At 60.7% G+C, this 19,328-nt stretch carries 14 protein-coding genes and 4 tRNA genes; 6 read left to right on the top strand and 12 right to left on the bottom strand.

Features of this window, described 5'->3' with window-relative positions:
• Positions 1–92 precede the first annotated feature (92 nt).
• The 7 genes from clpX to L1071_RS07355 all read right to left on the bottom strand — a co-directional run bounded on the left by clpX (position 93) and on the right by L1071_RS07355 (position 4,283).
• Positions 93–1,373 (bottom strand): ATP-dependent Clp protease ATP-binding subunit ClpX, encoded by a 1,281-nt coding sequence (clpX, locus tag L1071_RS07385; protein ID WP_246970946.1) that lies wholly within the window; start codon positions 1,371–1,373, stop codon positions 93–95.
• Positions 1,374–1,462: 89 nt separating this feature from the next.
• Positions 1,463–2,083 carry an ATP-dependent Clp endopeptidase proteolytic subunit ClpP gene (gene clpP, locus L1071_RS07380; protein WP_246970943.1) on the bottom strand — a complete coding sequence of 207 codons (621 nt, stop codon included), beginning with the start codon at positions 2,081–2,083 and terminating at the stop codon, positions 1,463–1,465.
• A gap of 96 nt (positions 2,084–2,179) precedes the next feature.
• Complete coding sequence (gene tig, locus L1071_RS07375) at positions 2,180–3,532, bottom strand: trigger factor (RefSeq protein ID WP_246970940.1); 1,353 nt, start codon at positions 3,530–3,532, stop codon at positions 2,180–2,182.
• A gap of 293 nt (positions 3,533–3,825) precedes the next feature.
• Positions 3,826–3,900 (bottom strand) — tRNA-His (locus L1071_RS07370).
• A gap of 33 nt (positions 3,901–3,933) precedes the next feature.
• Positions 3,934–4,008 (bottom strand) — tRNA-His (locus tag L1071_RS07365).
• Between the two features lie 65 nt (positions 4,009–4,073).
• Positions 4,074–4,150: transfer RNA gene (locus tag L1071_RS07360), tRNA-Arg, on the bottom strand.
• A 56-nt stretch (positions 4,151–4,206) separates the two neighbouring features.
• Positions 4,207–4,283 (bottom strand) — tRNA-Pro (locus tag L1071_RS07355).
• A gap of 209 nt (positions 4,284–4,492) precedes the next feature.
• Between L1071_RS07355 and folD the strand changes: the two genes are divergently transcribed.
• Genes folD through mtnN form a run of 3 tightly spaced genes read left to right on the top strand, consistent with a single transcriptional unit; the run spans position 4,493 to position 6,619 of the window.
• On the top strand, positions 4,493–5,356 hold the full coding sequence (gene folD / locus L1071_RS07350) for a bifunctional methylenetetrahydrofolate dehydrogenase/methenyltetrahydrofolate cyclohydrolase FolD (RefSeq protein ID WP_246970924.1): 864 nt from the start codon (positions 4,493–4,495) through the stop codon (positions 5,354–5,356).
• Between the two features lie 60 nt (positions 5,357–5,416).
• Positions 5,417–5,884, top strand: a complete 468-nt coding sequence (locus L1071_RS07345) for an S-ribosylhomocysteine lyase (RefSeq protein ID WP_246970905.1) — start codon at positions 5,417–5,419, stop codon at positions 5,882–5,884.
• A gap of 27 nt (positions 5,885–5,911) precedes the next feature.
• On the top strand, positions 5,912–6,619 hold the full coding sequence (mtnN, locus tag L1071_RS07340; RefSeq protein ID WP_246970887.1) for a 5'-methylthioadenosine/S-adenosylhomocysteine nucleosidase: 708 nt from the start codon (positions 5,912–5,914) through the stop codon (positions 6,617–6,619).
• 101 nt (positions 6,620–6,720) lie between these two features.
• Here mtnN and cysS read toward each other — a convergent pair whose 3' ends face one another.
• Positions 6,721–8,106 carry a cysteine--tRNA ligase gene (gene cysS / locus L1071_RS07335; RefSeq protein ID WP_246970871.1) on the bottom strand — a complete coding sequence of 462 codons (1,386 nt, stop codon included), beginning with the start codon at positions 8,104–8,106 and terminating at the stop codon, positions 6,721–6,723.
• Positions 8,107–8,118: 12 nt separating this feature from the next.
• Positions 8,119–9,798 (bottom strand): glutamine--tRNA ligase/YqeY domain fusion protein, encoded by a 1,680-nt coding sequence (locus L1071_RS07330; protein WP_246970868.1) that lies wholly within the window; start codon positions 9,796–9,798, stop codon positions 8,119–8,121.
• Positions 9,799–9,965: 167 nt separating this feature from the next.
• Between L1071_RS07330 and L1071_RS07325 the strand changes: the two genes are divergently transcribed.
• Positions 9,966–10,460, top strand: a complete 495-nt coding sequence (locus L1071_RS07325; RefSeq protein ID WP_246970865.1) for a peptidylprolyl isomerase — start codon at positions 9,966–9,968, stop codon at positions 10,458–10,460.
• 83 nt (positions 10,461–10,543) lie between these two features.
• The gene (locus L1071_RS07320) at positions 10,544–11,272 is read left to right on the top strand and encodes a UDP-2,3-diacylglucosamine diphosphatase (RefSeq protein WP_246970862.1); all 729 of its coding nucleotides are present in this window, start codon (positions 10,544–10,546) and stop codon (positions 11,270–11,272) included.
• Between the two features lie 17 nt (positions 11,273–11,289).
• Here the strand turns inward: L1071_RS07320 and L1071_RS07315 are convergent, their stop codons facing one another.
• The 3 genes from L1071_RS07315 to L1071_RS07305 are packed head-to-tail and all read right to left on the bottom strand — an operon-like array spanning position 11,290 to position 16,337.
• Positions 11,290–15,165 (bottom strand): ATP-binding protein, encoded by a 3,876-nt coding sequence (locus tag L1071_RS07315; RefSeq protein WP_246970859.1) that lies wholly within the window; start codon positions 15,163–15,165, stop codon positions 11,290–11,292.
• Between the two features lie 43 nt (positions 15,166–15,208).
• Positions 15,209–15,835 carry a MiaE family protein gene (locus tag L1071_RS07310; RefSeq protein WP_246897861.1) on the bottom strand — a complete coding sequence of 209 codons (627 nt, stop codon included), beginning with the start codon at positions 15,833–15,835 and terminating at the stop codon, positions 15,209–15,211.
• Between the two features lie 34 nt (positions 15,836–15,869).
• Positions 15,870–16,337 (bottom strand): DUF1289 domain-containing protein, encoded by a 468-nt coding sequence (locus L1071_RS07305; RefSeq protein ID WP_246970856.1) that lies wholly within the window; start codon positions 16,335–16,337, stop codon positions 15,870–15,872.
• Between the two features lie 266 nt (positions 16,338–16,603).
• On the opposite strand from L1071_RS07305, the gene acnB reads away from it, so the two are divergent.
• Entirely contained in the window at positions 16,604–19,207 is a 2,604-nt protein-coding gene (gene acnB, locus L1071_RS07300) for a bifunctional aconitate hydratase 2/2-methylisocitrate dehydratase (protein WP_246971179.1), read from the top strand.
• The last annotated feature ends 121 nt before the right edge of the window (positions 19,208–19,328 follow it).

The following is a 19,328-nucleotide window of genomic DNA, read 5'->3' as shown; positions in this document are numbered from 1 at the left end:
ATGCAACCGTGCAGCCCGTCGGTTTCATGGCTCGAGGCAGGGCGCATACGAAAAGGGGGCCCTTAGGCCCCCACGGTGACTCAGGCCGGATCTCAGCCGTCCTTGCCAGCCACCTTGCTTTCTTCCTGCTGAGAGTAAATCAGCAGCGGCTCGCTGTCCCCGGTAATGACCGAAGCGTCGATGACCACCTTGGTGACATCCTCGAGCGATGGCACCTCGTACATGGTATCAAGCAACACGGATTCGAGGATCGAACGCAAGCCACGTGCCCCGGTATTACGTTCCATGGCCTTATGCGCCACGGCTCGCAGGGCATCCTCGCGAAACTCCAGCTCGACACCTTCCATGTAGAACAGGTGCGTGTACTGCTTGATCAGCGAGTTCTTGGGCTCGGTGAGGATCTGGATCAAGGCTTCTTCGCTGAGCTCGGTCAGCGTCGCGATGACCGGCACACGGCCCACGAACTCCGGAATCAAGCCAAACTTGACCAGGTCCTCAGGCTCGACGCCCGCGAGGACATCGCCCATCGATTTTTCGGAGTCCTTGCTCTTCACCTCAGCGTTAAAGCCGATGCCACCTTTCTCGATACGATCACGGATCACCTTCTCCAGCCCTGCAAACGCCCCACCGACAATGAACAGCATATTGGTGGTATCGACTTGCAGAAACTCCTGCTGAGGATGCTTGCGACCACCTTGTGGCGGTATCGAGGCCGTAGTGCCCTCGATCAGCTTGAGCAAGGCCTGCTGGACGCCTTCACCGGAGACATCGCGCGTAATCGACGGATTGTCCGACTTACGCGAAATCTTGTCGATTTCGTCGATATAAACGATCCCGCGCTGCGCCTTGTCGACGTCGTACTCGCACTTCTGCAGCAATTTCTGGATGATGTTCTCGACGTCTTCACCCACATAACCAGCTTCGGTCAGGGTCGTCGCATCGGCGATCGTGAACGGAACGTTAAGCAGCCGGGCCATGGTCTCGGCCAGCAAGGTCTTACCACTACCGGTCGGGCCGATCAGGAGAATGTTCGACTTGCCGAGTTCGACATCGTCGGTCTTCACATCGGCACGCAGACGCTTGTAGTGATTGTAGACCGCCACCGAAAGCACCCGCTTGGCACGGTCCTGCCCGATGACATAATCATCCAGTGTATAGCGGATCTCGCGCGGTGCCGGCAGACGCTCGTCATCGCCCTCGGCATCGGCCTCCAGCACTTCTTCGCGAATGATGTCGTTGCATAAATCGACACATTCGTCACAGATGTAGACGGAAGGACCCGCGATCAGCTTGCGCACTTCGTTCTGGTTCTTGCCGCAGAACGAGCAGTACAGCAACTTACCGCTCTCGTCTTTGCCTTTGCCGTCAGCCATTCGTGTACCTCGTGATAGCGGCGGCCCTGACGAGCCGCCGGTAATAAATGCATGTCTGGCTAATCGCTACCATGTTTGGTCAAACGCTATCAGGATACCGGGCGCTTATCCAGCATGGCATCGATGAGGCCGTACTCGACCGCCTGTGAGCCGTTCATGAAATTATCGCGATCCGTATCTCGTGCAACCGTTTCCACATCCTGGCCTGTATGCCGGGCGAGAATTTCGTTGAGCTGCTGGCGGATGTTGAGAATTTCTTTGGTGTGGATCTCGATATCGGCCGCCTGACCCTGATAACCGCCCAACGGCTGATGAATCATCATCCGTGAGTGCGGCAGGCAGTAGCGCTTGCCCTCGGCGCCACCGGCAAGCAGCAATGCCCCCATGCTCGCAGCCTGGCCAACGCACACGGTGGAGACGTCAGGCTTGACGAACTGCATGGTGTCGTAGATGGACATCCCCGCTGTCACAGAACCGCCCGGCGAATTGATGTACAGGTGGATATCCTTGTCGGGGTTCTCGGATTCGAGAAACAACATCTGAGCCACCACCAGATTGGCCGTGTAGTCTTCGACTGGGCCAATCAGAAAGATAACGCGCTCTTTGAGCAGGCGAGAGTATATGTCGTAGGACCGCTCGCCACGCGCGCTCTGCTCCACCACCATGGGGACTAAACCGCCGGCGTTGCTGATATCGAACTCATTGCCCATTGCGTGGCTTCCTTAATCCGGTGACTGATTGCTCCAGTGACTAGAGACCCGGCCGTAGCCGGGTCCAGGCACTTGCGACGACACGCGAAAGAACGCTTAAGCGTTGGTCTCTTCCTGCGCTTCGTCCTCATCATCTGCTTCTTGCTGCTGCTGGGCCGCTTGCAAAGCCTGCTCGTAGGACATTTCGACATCCTTAACCTGAGCTTGCTCCAGCAACTTGTCAACCGCCTTATCTTCAAGAACCGAGGACTTGACCTGGTTCTTCATCTCCTCGTTCTTGAGGTAATGCTCAACCACCTGCTCAGGCTGCTGATATTGCTGTGCCAACTCTTCGACGCGCACCTTGATTTCATCGTCGCTGGCATCGAGCTCATTGACCTTGACGACTTCCGCTAGCAGCAGGCCCACCTGAACGCGCTTCTTCGCCTGATCGGCGAACAGTTCATCGGGCAGTTGGGAGACATCAAAGTCCTCACCCAGGCCGAACTGTTGCGCGGCCTGACGCTTGAGCCCTTCGGTCTCCTGCTGAATCAATGCCTGCGGGACCGGAATATCATTGGCCTGCTGCAACGCTTCGAGCGCCTGCTGCTTGACGCGATTGGTCACCGCCTGGGAAAGCTCGTTCTCCATGTTCTTCTGCACGTCGGCACGGAAGGCAGCGACACCGCCCTCTTCGATACCGAAGCGCTTGATGAACTCTTCGTCGACTTCAGGCAATTGCTTGCCGGCCACCTTGTGAACTTTCACCTTGAAACTGGCTTCCTGGCCGGCCAGGTGCTCCGCCTGATAATCTTCGGGGAAGGTCACCTTGATCTCGAGATCGTCGCCGGCCTTGGCACCTACCAGTTGCTCTTCGAAGCCTGGGATGAAGTTGTTGGAGCCCAACTCCAGTTCGTGGCCTTCGGCAGCACCGCCTTCGAACGGCTCATCGCCCAGGAAACCCTGAAAATCGATGGTTACCTGATCGCCATCGGCCGCCGCGCGATCGACTTCTTCCCACTCGGCATTCTGCGAGCGCAGGGTATCGATCATCTGATCGACATCGGCCTCGGTCACTTCCGCCTGGGGGCGCTCGATCTCGGTATTCTCGATCGAGTTGAGCTCGAACTCGGGATACACCTCAAGGATAGCGACGAACTCCAGATCCTTACCGTCTTCATCGACGGTCGGCTCAACCTGGGGAGAACCCGCCGGATTGAGGCTTTCCTGGGTGATCGCCTGCACATAGTGCTGGCGCATCATTTCGCCCACTACTTCGTTACGGACTTCTTGGCCGAAACGTTGACGTACGACCGTCATCGGAATCCTGCCACGCCGAAAGCCGTTCAGCCGCACGTTCTTGGCGGTTTCCTGCAGGCGGGTAGCCACGGCTTGATCGACTTCGGTCGCCGGCACTTGGACGGTGACACGACGTTCGATCTGGGAAGTCGACTCAACGGAAACTTGCATGAATGATCCTCTACCGACTGGGGCGTTCTGAAAAAGCGTAATAAGACGTGGATTCTATGAATCCCCATCCGCGCTGGCAAGCGCAATGCGTGGTTTATGGGGCTGGATGCCTTATCTTACAAGGGAAAAGACACGAAAAAAGGGCGAAAAGCCATCGTAACGATATAAGAAAGTCTAACGAGGCACCTGAGTACAGGCGTGCTGAGCGCCCCCGTAAAGACGGAGAATACGCCGATAAAAACAAATAAGAGAGAACAACAAGAGGAGAATATCATGAAGGAGAAAGTCATCGCTGGGGTGGATGATGGGGATCGAACCCACGACCACCGGAGCCACAATCCGGGGCTCTACCACTGAGCTACATCCACCACGACGACGAATTGTTGCGACACGTTCAAGCATGGGGTGGATGATGGGGATCGAACCCACGACCACCGGAGCCACAATCCGGGGCTCTACCACTGAGCTACATCCACCATAACCTGAAACGCACGGGAGTCCATCCCGACATCGACACTCTTGTTGGCTTCAAACCTAGACTTGGCGCGCCCAGCAGGACTTGAACCTGCAACCTACGGCTTAGAAGGCCGTTGCTCTATCCGGTTGAGCTATGAGCGCTTGATAACGCCGGCACAGACTCAACATTGAACCGACCCTCGAAAGGATCCGGATACTGGTCGGGGTAGAGGGATTTGAACCCCCGACATCCTGCTCCCAAAGCAGGCGCGCTACCAGACTGCGCTATACCCCGTCGCCCCGAGACCGCTTGGGCATGGCCAATCGAGCCCGTCGATGCGCAGCGTATTCTACGCATCTTCCTTGCCAGGTCAAGCCCTTACGTTCCACCTTCCGCCCTATTCATACGAGGAGTACATTGACTGCACCTCCCAGCGTGCGAAAATTGCGCCTCTCTACTAACGCCGCCCGGTACCGGGCTACGCATGTCAAAGGAACGAGTCGATGACCGCTCAGTTGATCGACGGCAAGGTGATTGCCGCTAACGTCCGCGAACAGGTATCTCGTCAAGTTCAGGCGCGCCGCCATGATGGTAAGCGCGCCCCAGGGCTCGCGGTCGTCCTCGTTGGCGAAGACCCCGCTTCCGAAGTCTATGTCCGCAACAAGCACCGCGCCTGCGACCAAGCCGGTCTGCATTCGGTGCAGCACCAGCTTCCTGCCACGACCACTCAGGCGGAACTCGAGGCATTGGTCGACTCGCTGAACGCAGATGCCGATATCGACGGCATTTTGGTACAACTCCCCCTGCCCGAGCATCTCGACGAACGCCCGATTCTCGAACGCATCCGCCCCGATAAAGACGTCGATGGTTTTCATCCTTACAATCTCGGCCGCCTCGCTCAACGCCTCCCTACGCTGCGCCCCTGCACCCCCAAGGGCATCATGACGTTGATGCAGGAGAGCGGCATCCAGGCACGCGGTCTGGATGCCGTCATCGTCGGCGCCTCCAATATCGTCGGGCGCCCCATGGCGCTGGAGTTGATGCTCGCGGGCAGCACCACGACCATCTGCCATCGATTTACCCGCGATCTCGAATCCCATGTTCGACGCGCTGAATTGCTCATCGTGGCTGTCGGTAAGCCCGGTTTCATCAAGGGTGAATGGATCAAGGAAGGCGCTGTAGTCATCGACGTGGGCATCAACCGCCAAGCCGATGGCAAGCTCGCGGGCGATGTCGAGTTCGCATCCGCCGCCGAGCGTGCCAGTTTCATCACGCCCGTACCCGGCGGCGTGGGCCCCATGACAGTCGCCTCGCTGCTGGAAAACACCCTGCTTGCCGCTGAACTCCACGACGACATGCATGCCTGACAGACAGACGTTACAATGAGCGTCTACACCGACATTCGGATAGCGAAAAGGAGTCGATAGATGAGCGACCAGGAAATGAACGTCGAAAGCTTCAACCTCGACCATACCAAGGTCAAGGCACCTTATGTGCGTCTGGCCGGCATCAAGAGCGGCGAGCATGGCGACGCGATTCACAAGTACGATCTGCGTATCTGCCAGCCCAACAAGGCGCACATGGAAATGCCCGCGCTACATTCTCTGGAACACCTGATGGCCGAACTGTCGCGCAATCATACCGACAAGGTTCTCGACATCAGCCCCATGGGCTGCCAGACCGGCTTTTATGTCACCCTGATCAATCACGACGACTATGACGACGTGCTTGACCTGATCGACAAGACCCTCAACGACGTCCTCGTCGCCACAGACGTGCCGGCCTGCAATGAAATGCAATGCGGCTGGGCCGCCAGCCACAGCCTGGAAGGCGCGCAAGCCCTGGCTCGCGACCTGCTGGCCAAACGCAACGAATGGAACCAGGTGTTCGCCTGATCGATGGATAGAGGGATCCCACCCCACATGCGCAAGATCGCCATCATCGGTGCCATGGCCGAGGAGGTCGAACTGCTCGCCTCGCACCTGGAAAACGGCCAGACCCGCCAGCATGCCGGCTCGACCTTTCACACCGGCTACTTGCACGGTGTCGAGGTCGTTATCCTGCAATCGGGTATCGGCAAGGTGAATGCCGCCGTTGGCACCACTCAGATGCTCGAGCTCCACCAGCCCGACGTAATCATCAACACCGGCTCGGCGGGCGGCTTCGGGGCCGACCTCGAAGTCGGTGACGTGGTCATCTCCAGCGAGGTGCGTCACCACGACGTCGATGCTGTGGTCTTCGGCTACGAGTACGGCCAGGTGCCGCAGATGCCAGCCGCCTATCTCCCCGACCCTCGCTTGGTCGAAGCCGCCCGGGAATGCATCGAAGGGCTTGGCGAACTACGTGTCACGGAAGGCCTCATCTGCACGGGTGACATCTTCATGGCCGAGGAGGCCATGGTGGCGCAGGCACGCGAGCGCTTTCCGAGCATGCTGGCCGCCGAGATGGAAGCGGCAGCCATCGCCCAGACATGCCACCTCTACGACTGTCCGTTCGTCGTCATTCGTGCGCTTTCCGATATCGCCGGCAAGGAGTCCGACCTGTCCTTCAAGGCCTTCATCGATAAAGCCGCCACGCATTCGGCAATGATGGTCGAAGCCATGGTCAAGCGTCTGGGAACACCTGTCTGAGACGACCGCGACACGCATCCGACCCAACGACAAAGCCCGCGACCGAACGCGGGCTTTGTCGTTTATGGACCTTCTACGCTCGCCGACGCTGCAGACAGCGCTTAACTGCCTTCGATCACCCAAGTCGTGCCTTCGCGGCTATCCTTCAGCACAATCCCCAGCGCCGCCAATTCATCGCGTATGCCATCGGCGGTAGCGAAGTCCTTGGCCTTCTTGGCCTGCGCCCTCGCCTCGATACGCGCCTCGATCTCTTCCTCGGTCATCGGCAGCTGCCCCGCCCCTGCCTGCAGGAAATCGGCAGGCGCTTGCCCGAAGAGCCCCAGCACACCGCCCAGCGATATGAGCTCGTAAGCCAATGCGGGTGCACGCTGCGGGGCCTCCTGCTTGGTGCGGTTCAACTCGCGCGCGAGATCGAACAACACCGCCAACGCCTCAGCGGTATTGAAATCGTCATCCATCGCGGCCACGAAACGTTCGCGATAATGCGCTGCCACCTCACCTTCAGCCGGCGTCACGCCCTGCAGGGCGTTATAGAAACGCTCCAGCGAACGGCGCGCCTCGCCCAACGCGTCGGGGGCATAATTGATGGGGCTACGGTAGTGGCTGGCCAGAAGTAGATAACGCACGACTTCAGGAGCATGCGCCTCCAACACTTCGCGAATCGTGAAAAAGTTGCCCAAGGACTTGGACATCTTCTCGTGATCGACCCGCACCGCCCCGGCATGCATCCAGGTGTTGACGTAGGCTTGCCCGGTCGCCGCCTCGCTCTGCGCGATCTCGTTTTCATGGTGTGGAAACACGAGATCCGGGCCACCGCCATGAATATCGAAGGTATCGCCCAGGCAGCACGTCGACATCGCCGAGCACTCTATATGCCAACCTGGCCGGCCCTCACCCCATGGTGATGGCCAGCTCTCCTCGCCCGGCTTCGCAGCCTTCCACAGCACGAAGTCCAGCGGGTCTTCCTTGGCGGCCTCGACTTCGATACGCGCGCCCGAGCGCATGTCATCGAGATCACGATTGCTGAGCTTGCCGTACCCTTCGAAACGCCGCACGCGATAATAAACGTCACCGTTAGCGGCTGGGTAGGCATACCCCTTGTCGACCAAACGCTGGACCATGGCGATGATATCGTCGACATGCGCCGTGGCACGTGGCTCACGATCGGGACGCAAAACCCCAAGGCGCCCTTCGTCCTCGTGCATGGCGTCGATCATCCGCGCGGTCAGCGCCGCAATCGGCTCGCCATTCTCCTCGGCCCGCTTGAGGATCTTGTCATCGATATCGGTGATATTGCGCACGTAATCGACCTCGAACCCCCGCCAACGCAGATAGCGAGTAATCATGTCGAAGGCGACCATGACGCGGGCATGGCCGATATGGCAGTAGTCGTAGACGGTAATCCCGCAGACGTACATGCGTACTCGACTCACATCGAGTGGCGTGAACGTTTCCTTGCGACGCGTCAGCGTATTGTAGATCTGCACGACGAACCCCTCTCAGCCTTTCTTCTGTGCCTTGGCCCAACCATCCTTGAGCCCCACCGTACGATTGAAGACCCGCTTGCCATCGCGACAGGCGTAACGGTCAGCACAGAAATAGCCCACGCGCTCGAACTGATAACGGCTCTCGGGATCGACGTCGGCCAGGCTCGGCTCGGCGTAACCTTCGACGACACGCAGCGATTCGGGATTCAAGTGCTCGAGAAAATCGCCGTCGCGATCACGGTCCGGCGCTTCGACCTGAAACAGATTATCGTACAGGCGTACTTCCACCGGCACGGCGTGCGCGGTGCTCACCCAATGGATGACGCCTTTCACCTTACGCCCTTCGGGGTTCTTGCCCAGGGTATCGAAATCGACACTGCAGCGTAGCTCCTGGATTTCGCCATCGGCGTCCTTGATGACCTCGTCGCAGCGGATCACATAGGCATTGCGCAGGCGCACTTCCTTGCCTGGCGCCAGGCGGAAGAACTTCTTGGGCGGCTCTTCCATGAAATCGTCACGGTCGATCCATACCTCGCGCGTCAACGGCAGGTGGCGCACGCCCATGTCATCACGCGCCGGATGGCCGGCCACTTCGAAGGTTTCCTCATGATCCTCGGGGAGATTGGTCAACACCACCTTGAGCGGCTTGAGCACGCACATCGCGCGTGGCGCGTTGTCTTCCAGGTCGGAGCGAATCGCATGGTAGAGCATGGCGATATCCACCATGCCGCCATCGGCCCGCGTCACGCCAATCATCTCGCAGAACTTACGCACCGAACCCGGCGTGTAGCCGCGCCGACGCATGCCCGAAATCGTCGGCATACGCGGGTCGTCCCAGCCATCCACGATACCCTGGTCGACCAGCAGCTTGAGCTTACGCTTGGATGTCACCGTATGCGCGAGATTGAGACGTGCGAATTCGATCTGACGCGGCTTGACCGGTACCGGGAGGTTCTCCAGGAACCACTCGTAAAGCGGACGATGATCCTCGAACTCCAGCGTGCAGATGGAGTGCGTGACACCCTCGAGCGCATCCGACTGGCCATGCGTGAAATCGTAGGACGGGTAGATCTTCCACTTGTCGCCCGTCTGATGGTGGTGGGCATGTCGCACGCGATAAAGGATCGGATCACGCAGATTGATGTTGGACGCAGCCATGTCGATCTTGGCACGCAACACCTTCTCGCCCTCGGCGAACTCGCCCTTGCGCATGCGTTCGAGCAGATCGAGATTTTCCTCGGGCGTACGATCGCGATACGGGCTCGGCTTGCCGGCCTCAGTCAAGGTGCCGCGATATTCACGAATCTCATCGGGGGACAGGTCATCGACATACGCCTTGCCCTCACGCACCAAATGCTGCGCCCAGGCATACAACTGATCGAAGTAATCCGAGGCATAGCGCACTGCCCCGTCCCACTCGAACCCTAACCAAGTGATATCGGCCTTGATGGCATCGATATAGGCTTGCTCTTCCTTGGCGGGGTTAGTGTCGTCGAAACGCAGATGGCATTGACCGCCAAACTGCTCGGCAAGCCCGAAATTCAGACAGATCGACTTGGCATGGCCGATATGCAGGAATCCGTTGGGTTCCGGCGGAAACCGAGTGACGATGGCATCTTGGCGACCGGCCTCGATTTCCTCGCGAACCTGATTGCGGATGAAATTCGGGGCGGAGTGGCTATCTACGCTCATGGGCTGTCTACAGAACCTCTGTTCGTTCGCGGAGTGGCCGGAGGGCACGTCAAAGCACCGACTGGCGCCTCGACACGGTTTCGCCCGCGGGTGCAAAGCCGCTATTATAGCGCGACGCCAGCGCGCGACGCCAAGTCGCGCTCAGTTCTCTTCGCCAGGATACGTCCATGATCGTTCTGCAAACCAATTACGGCAGCATTCGTCTGCGCCTCGACCATGAAAACGCGCCCAAGACTGCGGCCAACTTCGAGCAATACGTGCGCGACGGCCATTACGACGACACCCTGTTCCATCGCGTCATCGATGGCTTCATGGTCCAGGGCGGCGGCTTCGACACCCAGTTCGAACAAAAGCCCACCCGCGCGCCGATCGACAATGAAGCGGACAACGGTCTGAAGAACGTCAAGGGCAGCGTGGCCATGGCACGCACCCAGGACCCGCACTCCGCCAGTGCACAGTTCTTCATCAACGTCGCCGACAACGACTTCCTCAACCACCGCGACAAGTCCATGCAAGGCTGGGGCTATTGCGTCTTCGCTGAGGTCGTCGAGGGCATGGAGGTGGTCGAGAAGATCAAGAACATGCGCACCACGCGCCGTGGCATGCACGCCGACGTGCCCGCCGAGGACGTCATTCTCGAGCGCGCCTCCGTCGAAGACTGATAAGGCGCGACGCCGCGCCGATTCGGCGCGGCGCTGCCGAATCTGACGATCGCCACACGCACGCCCATGAGGACGCCAGCACGATGACCACCCTGCTGATTTCCGATCTGCACCTCCACGCAGGCCAGCCGGACATCGCCCACGGCTTTCTGAACTACCTGGAAACCGAGGCGCGACACGCCGACACGCTCTACCTGCTCGGCGATATCTTCGAAGCCTGGATCGGCGACGACTATCTCGGTGACCTGGAGCGCCAAGTCATCGATGCGCTGAAACGCCTCAGCGATGCCGGCACCCAGATTTATTTCATGCATGGCAATCGAGACTTCCTCGTCGGTCACGCCTTCGCCGATGCCGCCGGCGCCACCCTGCTCGATGACCCGAGCCTGGTGACCCTGGGCAATAAGCGCGTGCTGCTGATGCACGGCGATAGCCTGTGCACCGGCGATGAGGAGTACATGAAGTTTCGTGCTATGTCGCGAGATCCCGAATGGCAAGCTCAGATTCTCGCCCTGCCCGTCGAGCAACGCCTGGAGCTCGCCAAGAGCCTGCGCCTGCAATCCGCGGATGCCAACACGCAAAAAGCCGACGCGATCATGGACGTGACGCCGGCGGAAGTCGAAGCGGCCATGCGCACGCACGGCGTCACCACGCTCATTCACGGCCACACGCATCGCCCGGCAGTTCACGACGTCGACCTCGACGGTCAGCCTGCCCAGCGCATCGTACTCGGCGATTGGCGACCCGGCAGCGGCTGGGAAATACGTGTCGAGGACGGCGCCGAGCCGCAGTTACGCGAATTCGCGATCTGACGACGCTGAGCCTGCCATCATGAGCGCTCGTGCTGCGGCTCGAAGGCACGATCCAGTTGCAGGCGCCAGCGCACCAGCATCGGGGCGTCGGTCAACGAGACCTGCCCCAGCAATTGGCGGAAGCGTTGCCGCATATCGTCATCATCGGGGTCGATCAGCGTTAGCCATATCTCGCAGGCATAGATCTGGTGATGCCGATTCTCCTGCTCGCTCGCCACGCGACAGGCCTGTTCGGCCAAGCGACGCACTTCCTGGGGCGCATATCCCAACGCATGGCGAACACGCACCATTTGCAGGGTCAACTCCGGCAAATACAGCGAACCGCGTTCACGCGCGACCATCAAGCACTGGTCTAAATAGTCCTCGGCCCGGGCATATTCTCCCAGCGCCAGGCAGGCATCGCCGTACCACAGCAAAGGACGCTGATAACGATCCTGCCCCGTGGCCTCGGCCACTCGCTCCATACTCTCTTCGAGAAGCGCCAGGCCTTGCGGATCACCGCTCATCGCCTTGTACCAGCCGAGAATGCCCTGCGCCGCGTAATGCCAGAGGTGCAGATCGGGCGTCGACGTCACCTCGTGTGCGCGTTCGGCGCGTGTCGCCGCCATGTGCACATGCCCGAGCTGGCGATACAACGCCGCAGCGAAAATCAGCGACAGCGCCAACGAGCCAGGATGCTTGATCGACTCGGCCAAGCGTATCGCCGCCTCGATCTGCTGCTCGGCACGCAGATAATCGCCGCGCAGGCACAAGGCCCAGGCATGGTAACAAGCCGCAGCGACCTGCGGATGATCGGAAAACGGTAACCAATCGAGCACCATCGGCTGATGCAGCGGATCGATTTCCTCGAGATGCTCGAAAGCATGGCGCACACGCCCCGCCCAATATTCGCAATGCGCCCGTGCGTAATCCGCCAGGCGCTGGTAACGCGGATCGACGAGGCGCTCGGCGAACGCCGACAAGCGTGCCGCCAAGGCAAACGCATCGGCATGCGCGTGGCGCTGGCTGCAGCCGACCCATAGCCCCCAGGTCACCAGGAATGGCTGCTCATCATCCGCTTCGTCGTCTTCATCACGCCGCGCCTCCAGCGTTCCCAGCATCTCCTTGGCGCGCACGAAGCTCTCATGCGCCGTGGGTGAACCGTGGCCCTCGAGCGCAAAGGCGGCCTGGCCGCGCACCGTCAACAGGCTGATATAGCGCTCTTCCTGCAACGCGAGATCTTGCAGGCACTCCAGCCCCGAATCGGCCATCTTTAGCGCCGTGCGGTTGGCGCTCAACTTGAGGGCGGCCCGCGCGGCAAGCTCGAAGTAGCGCGCCGCGCGCGCATGGTCACCGCTGCACCGCAAGTGCGACGCGAAATATCCCGGATGCTGGCCAATCAAGGCCGGGAAGCGATCCTCGATGAGCGTGACGACCTGGTGGTGTAGCCGCTCCCTGACATCGCGAGGACAGGAAAGGTACGCGGCTTCCTGCAACAATTGATGAACGAACTGGTAGTCGAACGGGCTGTCGCCATGGCAGGGCTCGATGATTTCCAGGCGCTGCATGTGATCGAGCACTTGCTTGAGGCGCGTCTCACCGAGCCCGGTGCATTCGCGCAGGAAGGCGACTCGGAACTGACGCCCGAGCACCGCCGCGACATGCGCCACATCGCGGTCGGCATCGAGCTGCTCGATGCGGCTGGAAAGAAGCCCCAGCAACCCGCGTGGCAACTCATCCACTTGCACGCGACGCCCTTCGCGGCGATCCAAGTCGAGACGCCGACAAATTTCCTGCAAGTAAAGCGGCACCCCATCGCAACGCTCAATGAGCTGCTCACGAAGACGCGGGGTGATGTGCAGCCGATAATGCTTGGCGAGTTGCACCAGCAAGCGTGACGACTGCGTACTGTCCAAGCGCCCCAGCACGATGTGCTGGTCCCAGTTGAGCCGCACCGGCAACGCCTCGCGCCCATGGTGGCTGGCAATCAGCATGAAGGGGACGTTGATCGGCAAGCGTGCCTGCAATGCCAGCAACACCTTGAGCGAGAGCTCATCCAGCCATTGCAGGTCATCGATGACCAAGGCTAGCGGGCGATTCGCGGTGATGCGCTCGATAAGCGAGTGAAAGAGTTGCGTGACCGGTTCGAGGCTCTCACCGATGTCGCCGTCACCGCCATCGCTCAGCGCGTGGTAGAGCACCTCGCGCCGCGATTCTTCCAGTGCCGATTCATTGGCCAACCAGGCAGCCAGCGTCGAGCCATCGACGTCGCGGTCGAGATACCAGCGCAACAATGCGCGCACCACGCCGTAAGGCGTCTGGCTCGACAATCGCGTCGTCGGCTGCCAACACAGGGCGATCTCCTGACTTTGCTCCAGTTGCCGAAAGCTCACCAGCAACGCCGATTTCCCCATACCCAGCGCGCCTTGCACCAGCACGCTTTGGCGCAACCCGATAACCACCCGGGCCAGTGCATCACGCAACTGGCGCAGTGCCGCTTCGCGTCCGATCAAGCTCGGCGGCGTGGCATCGCGTCCGCCTTCGTCGACCCCTAGCACCAACGCACGAAGGCGCACCCGTCCGTCGGCGGCCAGCAAGCGTGTCGTCAGGCGCGGCTGCAGATCCAGCGCGGGGGGCATGTGCTGGCTCGCCTCCTGCGAAATCACCAACTCGCTGCCCTGAGCGGCGCTCATGAGCTCGAGCGCCGGTTGCGTCACTTGCCCCAGGGGGTCGGCCAGGCGGCGTTCGGGTAGATACAACCCACGCCCACTGTTGAGCCCCGCCGCCAGCTCGAAACGCGGCGCCGGATCGCCCCCCGACCAGTGACGCTGAACCTCTTCGGGGAGCTGGCGACGGCAATGCTCGTACAACGCCACCAGCTCGGCCAATTGGTGCGCCGGACCATGGGTACCAAAGCAGGCCAGCCCCAGCCCGCCGGTGGCACCAGGCAGCCAGAACCCGCCCAGTAGATGGCATTGACGCTCAAGCCAACGCATCAACTCTACTTGCAGGAGCAGACAGGCGTGCCCTTGAGCACGCTCCTGCCAGTCGCCCTGCAAGTGCAAGCGAATCGCCAGCACCGATAGCTGTCGGTAGTCGATCTCGTCTTCACGTATGGGGGCACTGTCCAGCGCCACGGTCCGCGAAAAAGCGCCTTGGGGCGAGGTGGGCGCCGTTGGCTGCGCGCCGCCCGACCAGTAACGCGCCAATTGCAGAAATTCGGCCTCGGGCTGCTGGCCGGAAAGCGCCAGAAGCTCCAGATAGGCATTGAACTGCTCATGCGCGGCGGCAATTTGTCCCTTCTCGGCCAGTTGGTGCACCAGGCGTTCATGAAAGGGACCATACCCCGAGAAGCGGCTCACCAACTGACGCAATACCTCCTCGGAGACGTTATCGTCGCCGTCCAACGCACATTCGATATAGGCGATCATGCGTTGGCGCCATTCGCCGCGTACCTTGATCAGCCAGCGCTGGAAATCACTGCACTGCGGCAAGTGCAGTTCTTCGACCAGGTCGCCGCAATACAAGGTGAGCAACTCGTCGATGGCACCGATCTCGGGCGGCGCTTGCAGCAACGTCTCGAGGCGACGCACATCTATCACCCAATGCGATGCCAGACGCAATTCGATGCTTTGACGCGAAACCGTCAGAGCCGATTCGGCCTCATCGCCGAGACGTTGCCGCAGACAATGCAGCGCATGGCGCAAATTGGTGCGCCCCGACGACAGGCCTTGGTCGGGCCACAGCATTTCCGCCAGCCCGGCACGATTGGCCGCCTGCTCGTTGAGCAACAGGTAGACCAACAATGCCTTGACCTTGTCATAGCTGAACTGGGTGAGCGTGGCGTCCCCCAGTGTCATCGAAAAATGCCCGAACAGCGTCAATCGAGGCGGTGCCGGGGTTTCCTGAGTCATCGTCGTCATACCCTGATTGGGCCGCTACCGCCGGCGAGCGCGATCACGCTGCCGATGGCACACCGCTGTGGAAGCGAAAGCAGGTATCCGGTGATTCGATCAGCTCGCGCTCACGCTCGGCGAAAAACGCGATACGCGGCGCGATATCCTGCGTGGCGTACTGCCGCGCCAGCGCCAGATAATCTTCGTAATGGCGTCCTTCCGACTTAACCAGAGCGCGGTAGAACTTGGCAAGCTCATCATCCAGAAAAGGGATCAGAGACGCGAAGCGTTCACACGAACGCGCCTCGATGAAGGCGCCGACAATCAGGGTATCGACCAGGCGTTGCGGATCGTCCTTACCCACATGCTGGCGCAACCCTGCAGCGTAGCGCGAAGCGCTGAGTTGGCGATAGCGCACGCCACGCTCGCGCATCAAGGTCACCACCTGCTCGAAATGCAGAAGCTCCTCGCGGGCCAGCTGCGACATCTTGGTCAGCAACTCGGTATGCTCGACATAGCGATACATCAGATTCATCGCCGTAGAGGCCGCTTTTTTCTCGCATTGCGCGTGATCGATGAGCAACAGCGACGGATGCGCTAGCGCTGCCTGAACCCAGGCATCCGGGGTCGCGCACGGCAAGAAGTTCACTAGTTCCTGGGGTAGCAAGGCGTTCGCGTCAGTGGACATGGCTTTCTTCTATCCATTGAGAGGGTCATGAAAGTTAAATGGAAGGCTCGGTCGGTGCTGTCGTCAGGCGCTGGAGCGCTTCCTGCATCAACGCTTCTTGCAGCGCCGCGTACAAGGTATCGGGCGCGAGTCGAGCGACGCTTGCATGTAGGCGTAGTCCATAGCGACTCAAGTCCTGCATGCGCGTACGCCCTACGCGCAGCAATTCCACGGCACGTGACAACGATGGCTGCTCGCTGCGAAAGCGAATTCGATGGCGTATCAATTGCGCCTCCAGGCATGCCGGATCGTCGACATGCAAGAAGCGCGAGGCTACCCGCACACGCAACGCATCCAATGCCTGTATGCGCGCTGCCCGAGCCTCGGCGTCGAGCGTGAACCAGTCGCGAATTTCGTCTTCCGTGCGTTGGCAACCACGGCATACGCGATCACCGACGGTCGTCGAGCACAATCCCACGCATGGCGACTGGATACGCTTTGCCTTGCTCTCGTTGGCGACCATCTCACCTCCCTTTTGCCCAAGCACGCATGGTATCGCGAGCGCGCCGCTACAGCGACCGTCATGCATCGGCATGCCTTTGACCATCCTCTCAGCGCCCGTCATAGAAGGCCTTCTTAACATTGTCGACAGTTTCGAGTAGAATCTCGCTGCCTATTTAGACCGGTGACAACCTGCCCCAGGTCGTGCCCGCCGTGCGCGAGAGTGGAAGTGATCATCGCCACGCGCACCGCCCCGCCCTGGTTTCGATGACTGACGAGGGTCCCAACGTGCTTGAAGCCTACCGCCAACATGCCGAGGAGCGCGCGCGCGAAGGCGTGCCGTCCCAGCCGCTCAACGCCGAGCAGACTGCCGAACTGATCGAGTTGCTCAAGGCGCCGCCCGCCGGCGAGGAAGAAACGCTTCTCGATCTGCTCACCAACCGCGTCCCGCCCGGCGTGGACGAAGCCGCTTACGTCAAGGCCGGCTTCCTGACCGCCATCGCCAAGGGCGAGGCCACTTCTCCGCTGATCGACAAGACGCACGCGGTCAAGCTGTTGGGCACCATGCAAGGCGGCTACAACATCGCCACCCTGGTCGAACTCCTCGACGATGACGCCCTCGCCCAGGAAGCCGGTGAACAGCTCAAGCGCACCCTGTTGATGTTCGATGCCTTCCACGATGTTGCCGAACGCGCCAAGAACGGCAACGCCATCGCCCAGGCCGTGCTCGAATCCTGGGCCGAAGCCGAGTGGTTCCTGGCCAAGCCGGCCCTGCCCGAGAAGATCAGTATCGCGGTGTTCAAGGTACCGGGCGAAACCAACACCGACGATCTCTCGCCGGCACCGGATGCCTGGTCGCGCCCGGATATCCCGCTGCACGCCAATGCCATGCTCAAGAATCCGCGTGAGGGCATTACGCCGGAAGCGCCGGGCAACAAGGGCCCCATCGCACAGATCGACGAGGTCAAGGCGACAGGCTTCCCGGTCGCCTATGTCGGCGATGTCGTGGGCACCGGTTCGTCGCGCAAGTCAGCCACCAATTCCGTTTTGTGGTTCTTCGGCGACGACATTCCCAACGTGCCCAACAAGCGTGCCGGCGGCTTCGTGTTCGGCGGCAAGATCGCCCCGATCTTCTTCAACACCATGGAAGATGCCGGTGCCCTGCCTATCGAGATGGATGTCTCCAAGCTCGAGATGGGCGATGTCATCGATGTCTATCCTTATGAGGGCAAGGTGACGCGCCACGGCAGCGACGAAGTCGTCTCAACCTTCGAGCTCAAGACCCAGGTCATCCTCGACGAAGTGCGCGCTGGCGGCCGCATTCCGCTGATCATCGGCCGTGGCCTGACCGAGAAAGCGCGCAACGAACTCGGCCTCGACACCTCCGACGTCTTCCGTAAGCCCGAACAGCCGATCGATACCGGCAAGGGCTTCACCCTGGCGCAGAAGATGGTCGGCAAGGCCTGCGGCATGGGGGGCGTGCGTCCGGGCATGTACTGCGAGCCCACGATGACCACCGTGGGCTCTCAGGACACCACCGGCCCGATGACCCGCGACGAGCTCAAGGATCTGGCGTGTCTCGGTTTCCAGGCCGATCTGGTGATGCAGTCGTTCTGCCACACGGCGGCTTATCCGAAGCCGGTCGATGTCGAGACCCATCACACCCTGCCTGACTTCATCATGAACCGCGGCGGCGTTTCGCTGCGTCCGGGTGACGGCATCATCCACTCGTGGCTCAACCGCATGCTGCTGCCGGACACCGTCGGCACCGGCGGCGACTCGCACACCCGCTTCCCGATGGGCATCTCGTTCCCGGCGGGCTCGGGCCTGGTCGCTTTCGCCGCCGCCACCGGCGTCATGCCGCTGGATATGCCGGAATCCGTGCTGGTGCGCTTCAAGGGCGAGCGCCAGCCCGGCATCACGCTGCGTGATCTGGTACATGCGATTCCCTATTACGCTATCAAAGACGGCCTCTTGACCGTCGAGAAGTCGAACAAGCAGAACTTCTTCTCGGGCCGTATTCTGGAAATCGAAGGCCTCGAGGACCTTACCGCCGAGCAGGCGTTCGAACTCTCCGACGCTTCCGCCGAACGCAGCGCCGCTGGCTGCACGATCACCTTGGGCGAGGAGCGGGTTTCCGAGTATCTGAACTCCAACATCACCCTGCTCAAGTGGATGATCAGCAACGGCTACGGCGACGCCCGCACGCTGGAGCGCCGCATTCAGGCCATGCAAGAGTGGTTGGCCGACCCCAGCCTGATGCGCGCCGACGCCGATGCCGAGTATGCCGCCGTCATCGAGATCGACATGAGCGAACTCGACCAGCCCGTGCTGTGCGCGCCCAACGATCCTGATGACGCGCGCCTGCTCTCCGAGGTCGCCGGCGAGAAGATCGACGAAGTCTTCATCGGCTCGTGCATGACCAACATTGGCCACTTCCGCGCCGCCGGCAAACTGCTCGAGAAACAGCCCCCCGGTAGCCTGAAGACCCGCCTGTGGCTTGCACCGCCCACCAAGATGGACCAACATCAGTTGACGGAAGAGGGCTATTACGGCATTTACGGGCGCGCCGGCGCACGCATGGAAATGCCGGGCTGCTCGCTGTGCATGGGCAACCAGGCACGCGTGGCGCCCAAGTCCACCGTGGTCTCGACCTCCACGCGCAACTTCCCCAACCGTCTAGGCGATGGCGCGAATGTCTATCTTGCCTCCGCCGAGTTGGCCGCCATCGCAGCCGTCGAGGGACGCTTGCCGAGCGTCGAGGAATACAAAGGTTACATGAGCGAGTTCAACGCCATGGCGGGTGAAATCTACCGCTACATGAACTTCCATGAAATCGAAGAGTTCCAGAACGCGGCCGCGAACGTGATTCCGGTCGCCGAGGAAGCCTGACCACTCGTCTCCAATGCTCGCCTATTGAGAAAGAGTGCAGGTCACCGAAACGCCCCGCCAGCGCGGGGCGTTTTTTATAAGCGTCGCCAAATGCCAACGCCCGAGTACGTTTTTTAACACT

It is taken from the genome of Chromohalobacter sarecensis, from assembly GCF_023061135.1.
Classification (GTDB): Bacteria; Pseudomonadota; Gammaproteobacteria; order Pseudomonadales; family Halomonadaceae; genus Chromohalobacter; species Chromohalobacter sarecensis.
This window is presented reverse-complemented; position numbering and strand designations above follow the sequence as displayed.

What these genes read in the sequence shown, in the direction of transcription:
- clpX (WP_246970946.1), bottom strand. Translation starts at nt 1,373, where the DNA reads ATGGCTGACGGCAAAGGCAAAGACGAGAGCGGTAAGTTGCTGTACTGC.
- clpP (WP_246970943.1), bottom strand. Translation starts at nt 2,083, where the DNA reads ATGGGCAATGAGTTCGATATCAGCAACGCCGGCGGTTTAGTCCCCATG.
- tig (WP_246970940.1), bottom strand. Translation starts at nt 3,532, where the DNA reads ATGCAAGTTTCCGTTGAGTCGACTTCCCAGATCGAACGTCGTGTCACC.
- folD (WP_246970924.1), top strand. Translation starts at nt 4,493, where the DNA reads ATGACCGCTCAGTTGATCGACGGCAAGGTGATTGCCGCTAACGTCCGC.
- L1071_RS07345 (WP_246970905.1), top strand. Translation starts at nt 5,417, where the DNA reads ATGAGCGACCAGGAAATGAACGTCGAAAGCTTCAACCTCGACCATACC.
- mtnN (WP_246970887.1), top strand. Translation starts at nt 5,912, where the DNA reads ATGCGCAAGATCGCCATCATCGGTGCCATGGCCGAGGAGGTCGAACTG.
- L1071_RS07330 (WP_246970868.1), bottom strand. Translation starts at nt 9,798, where the DNA reads ATGAGCGTAGATAGCCACTCCGCCCCGAATTTCATCCGCAATCAGGTT.
- L1071_RS07325 (WP_246970865.1), top strand. Translation starts at nt 9,966, where the DNA reads ATGATCGTTCTGCAAACCAATTACGGCAGCATTCGTCTGCGCCTCGAC.
- L1071_RS07320 (WP_246970862.1), top strand. Translation starts at nt 10,544, where the DNA reads ATGACCACCCTGCTGATTTCCGATCTGCACCTCCACGCAGGCCAGCCG.
- L1071_RS07315 (WP_246970859.1), bottom strand. Translation starts at nt 15,165, where the DNA reads ATGACTCAGGAAACCCCGGCACCGCCTCGATTGACGCTGTTCGGGCAT.
- L1071_RS07310 (WP_246897861.1), bottom strand. Translation starts at nt 15,835, where the DNA reads ATGTCCACTGACGCGAACGCCTTGCTACCCCAGGAACTAGTGAACTTC.
- L1071_RS07305 (WP_246970856.1), bottom strand. Translation starts at nt 16,337, where the DNA reads ATGGTCGCCAACGAGAGCAAGGCAAAGCGTATCCAGTCGCCATGCGTG.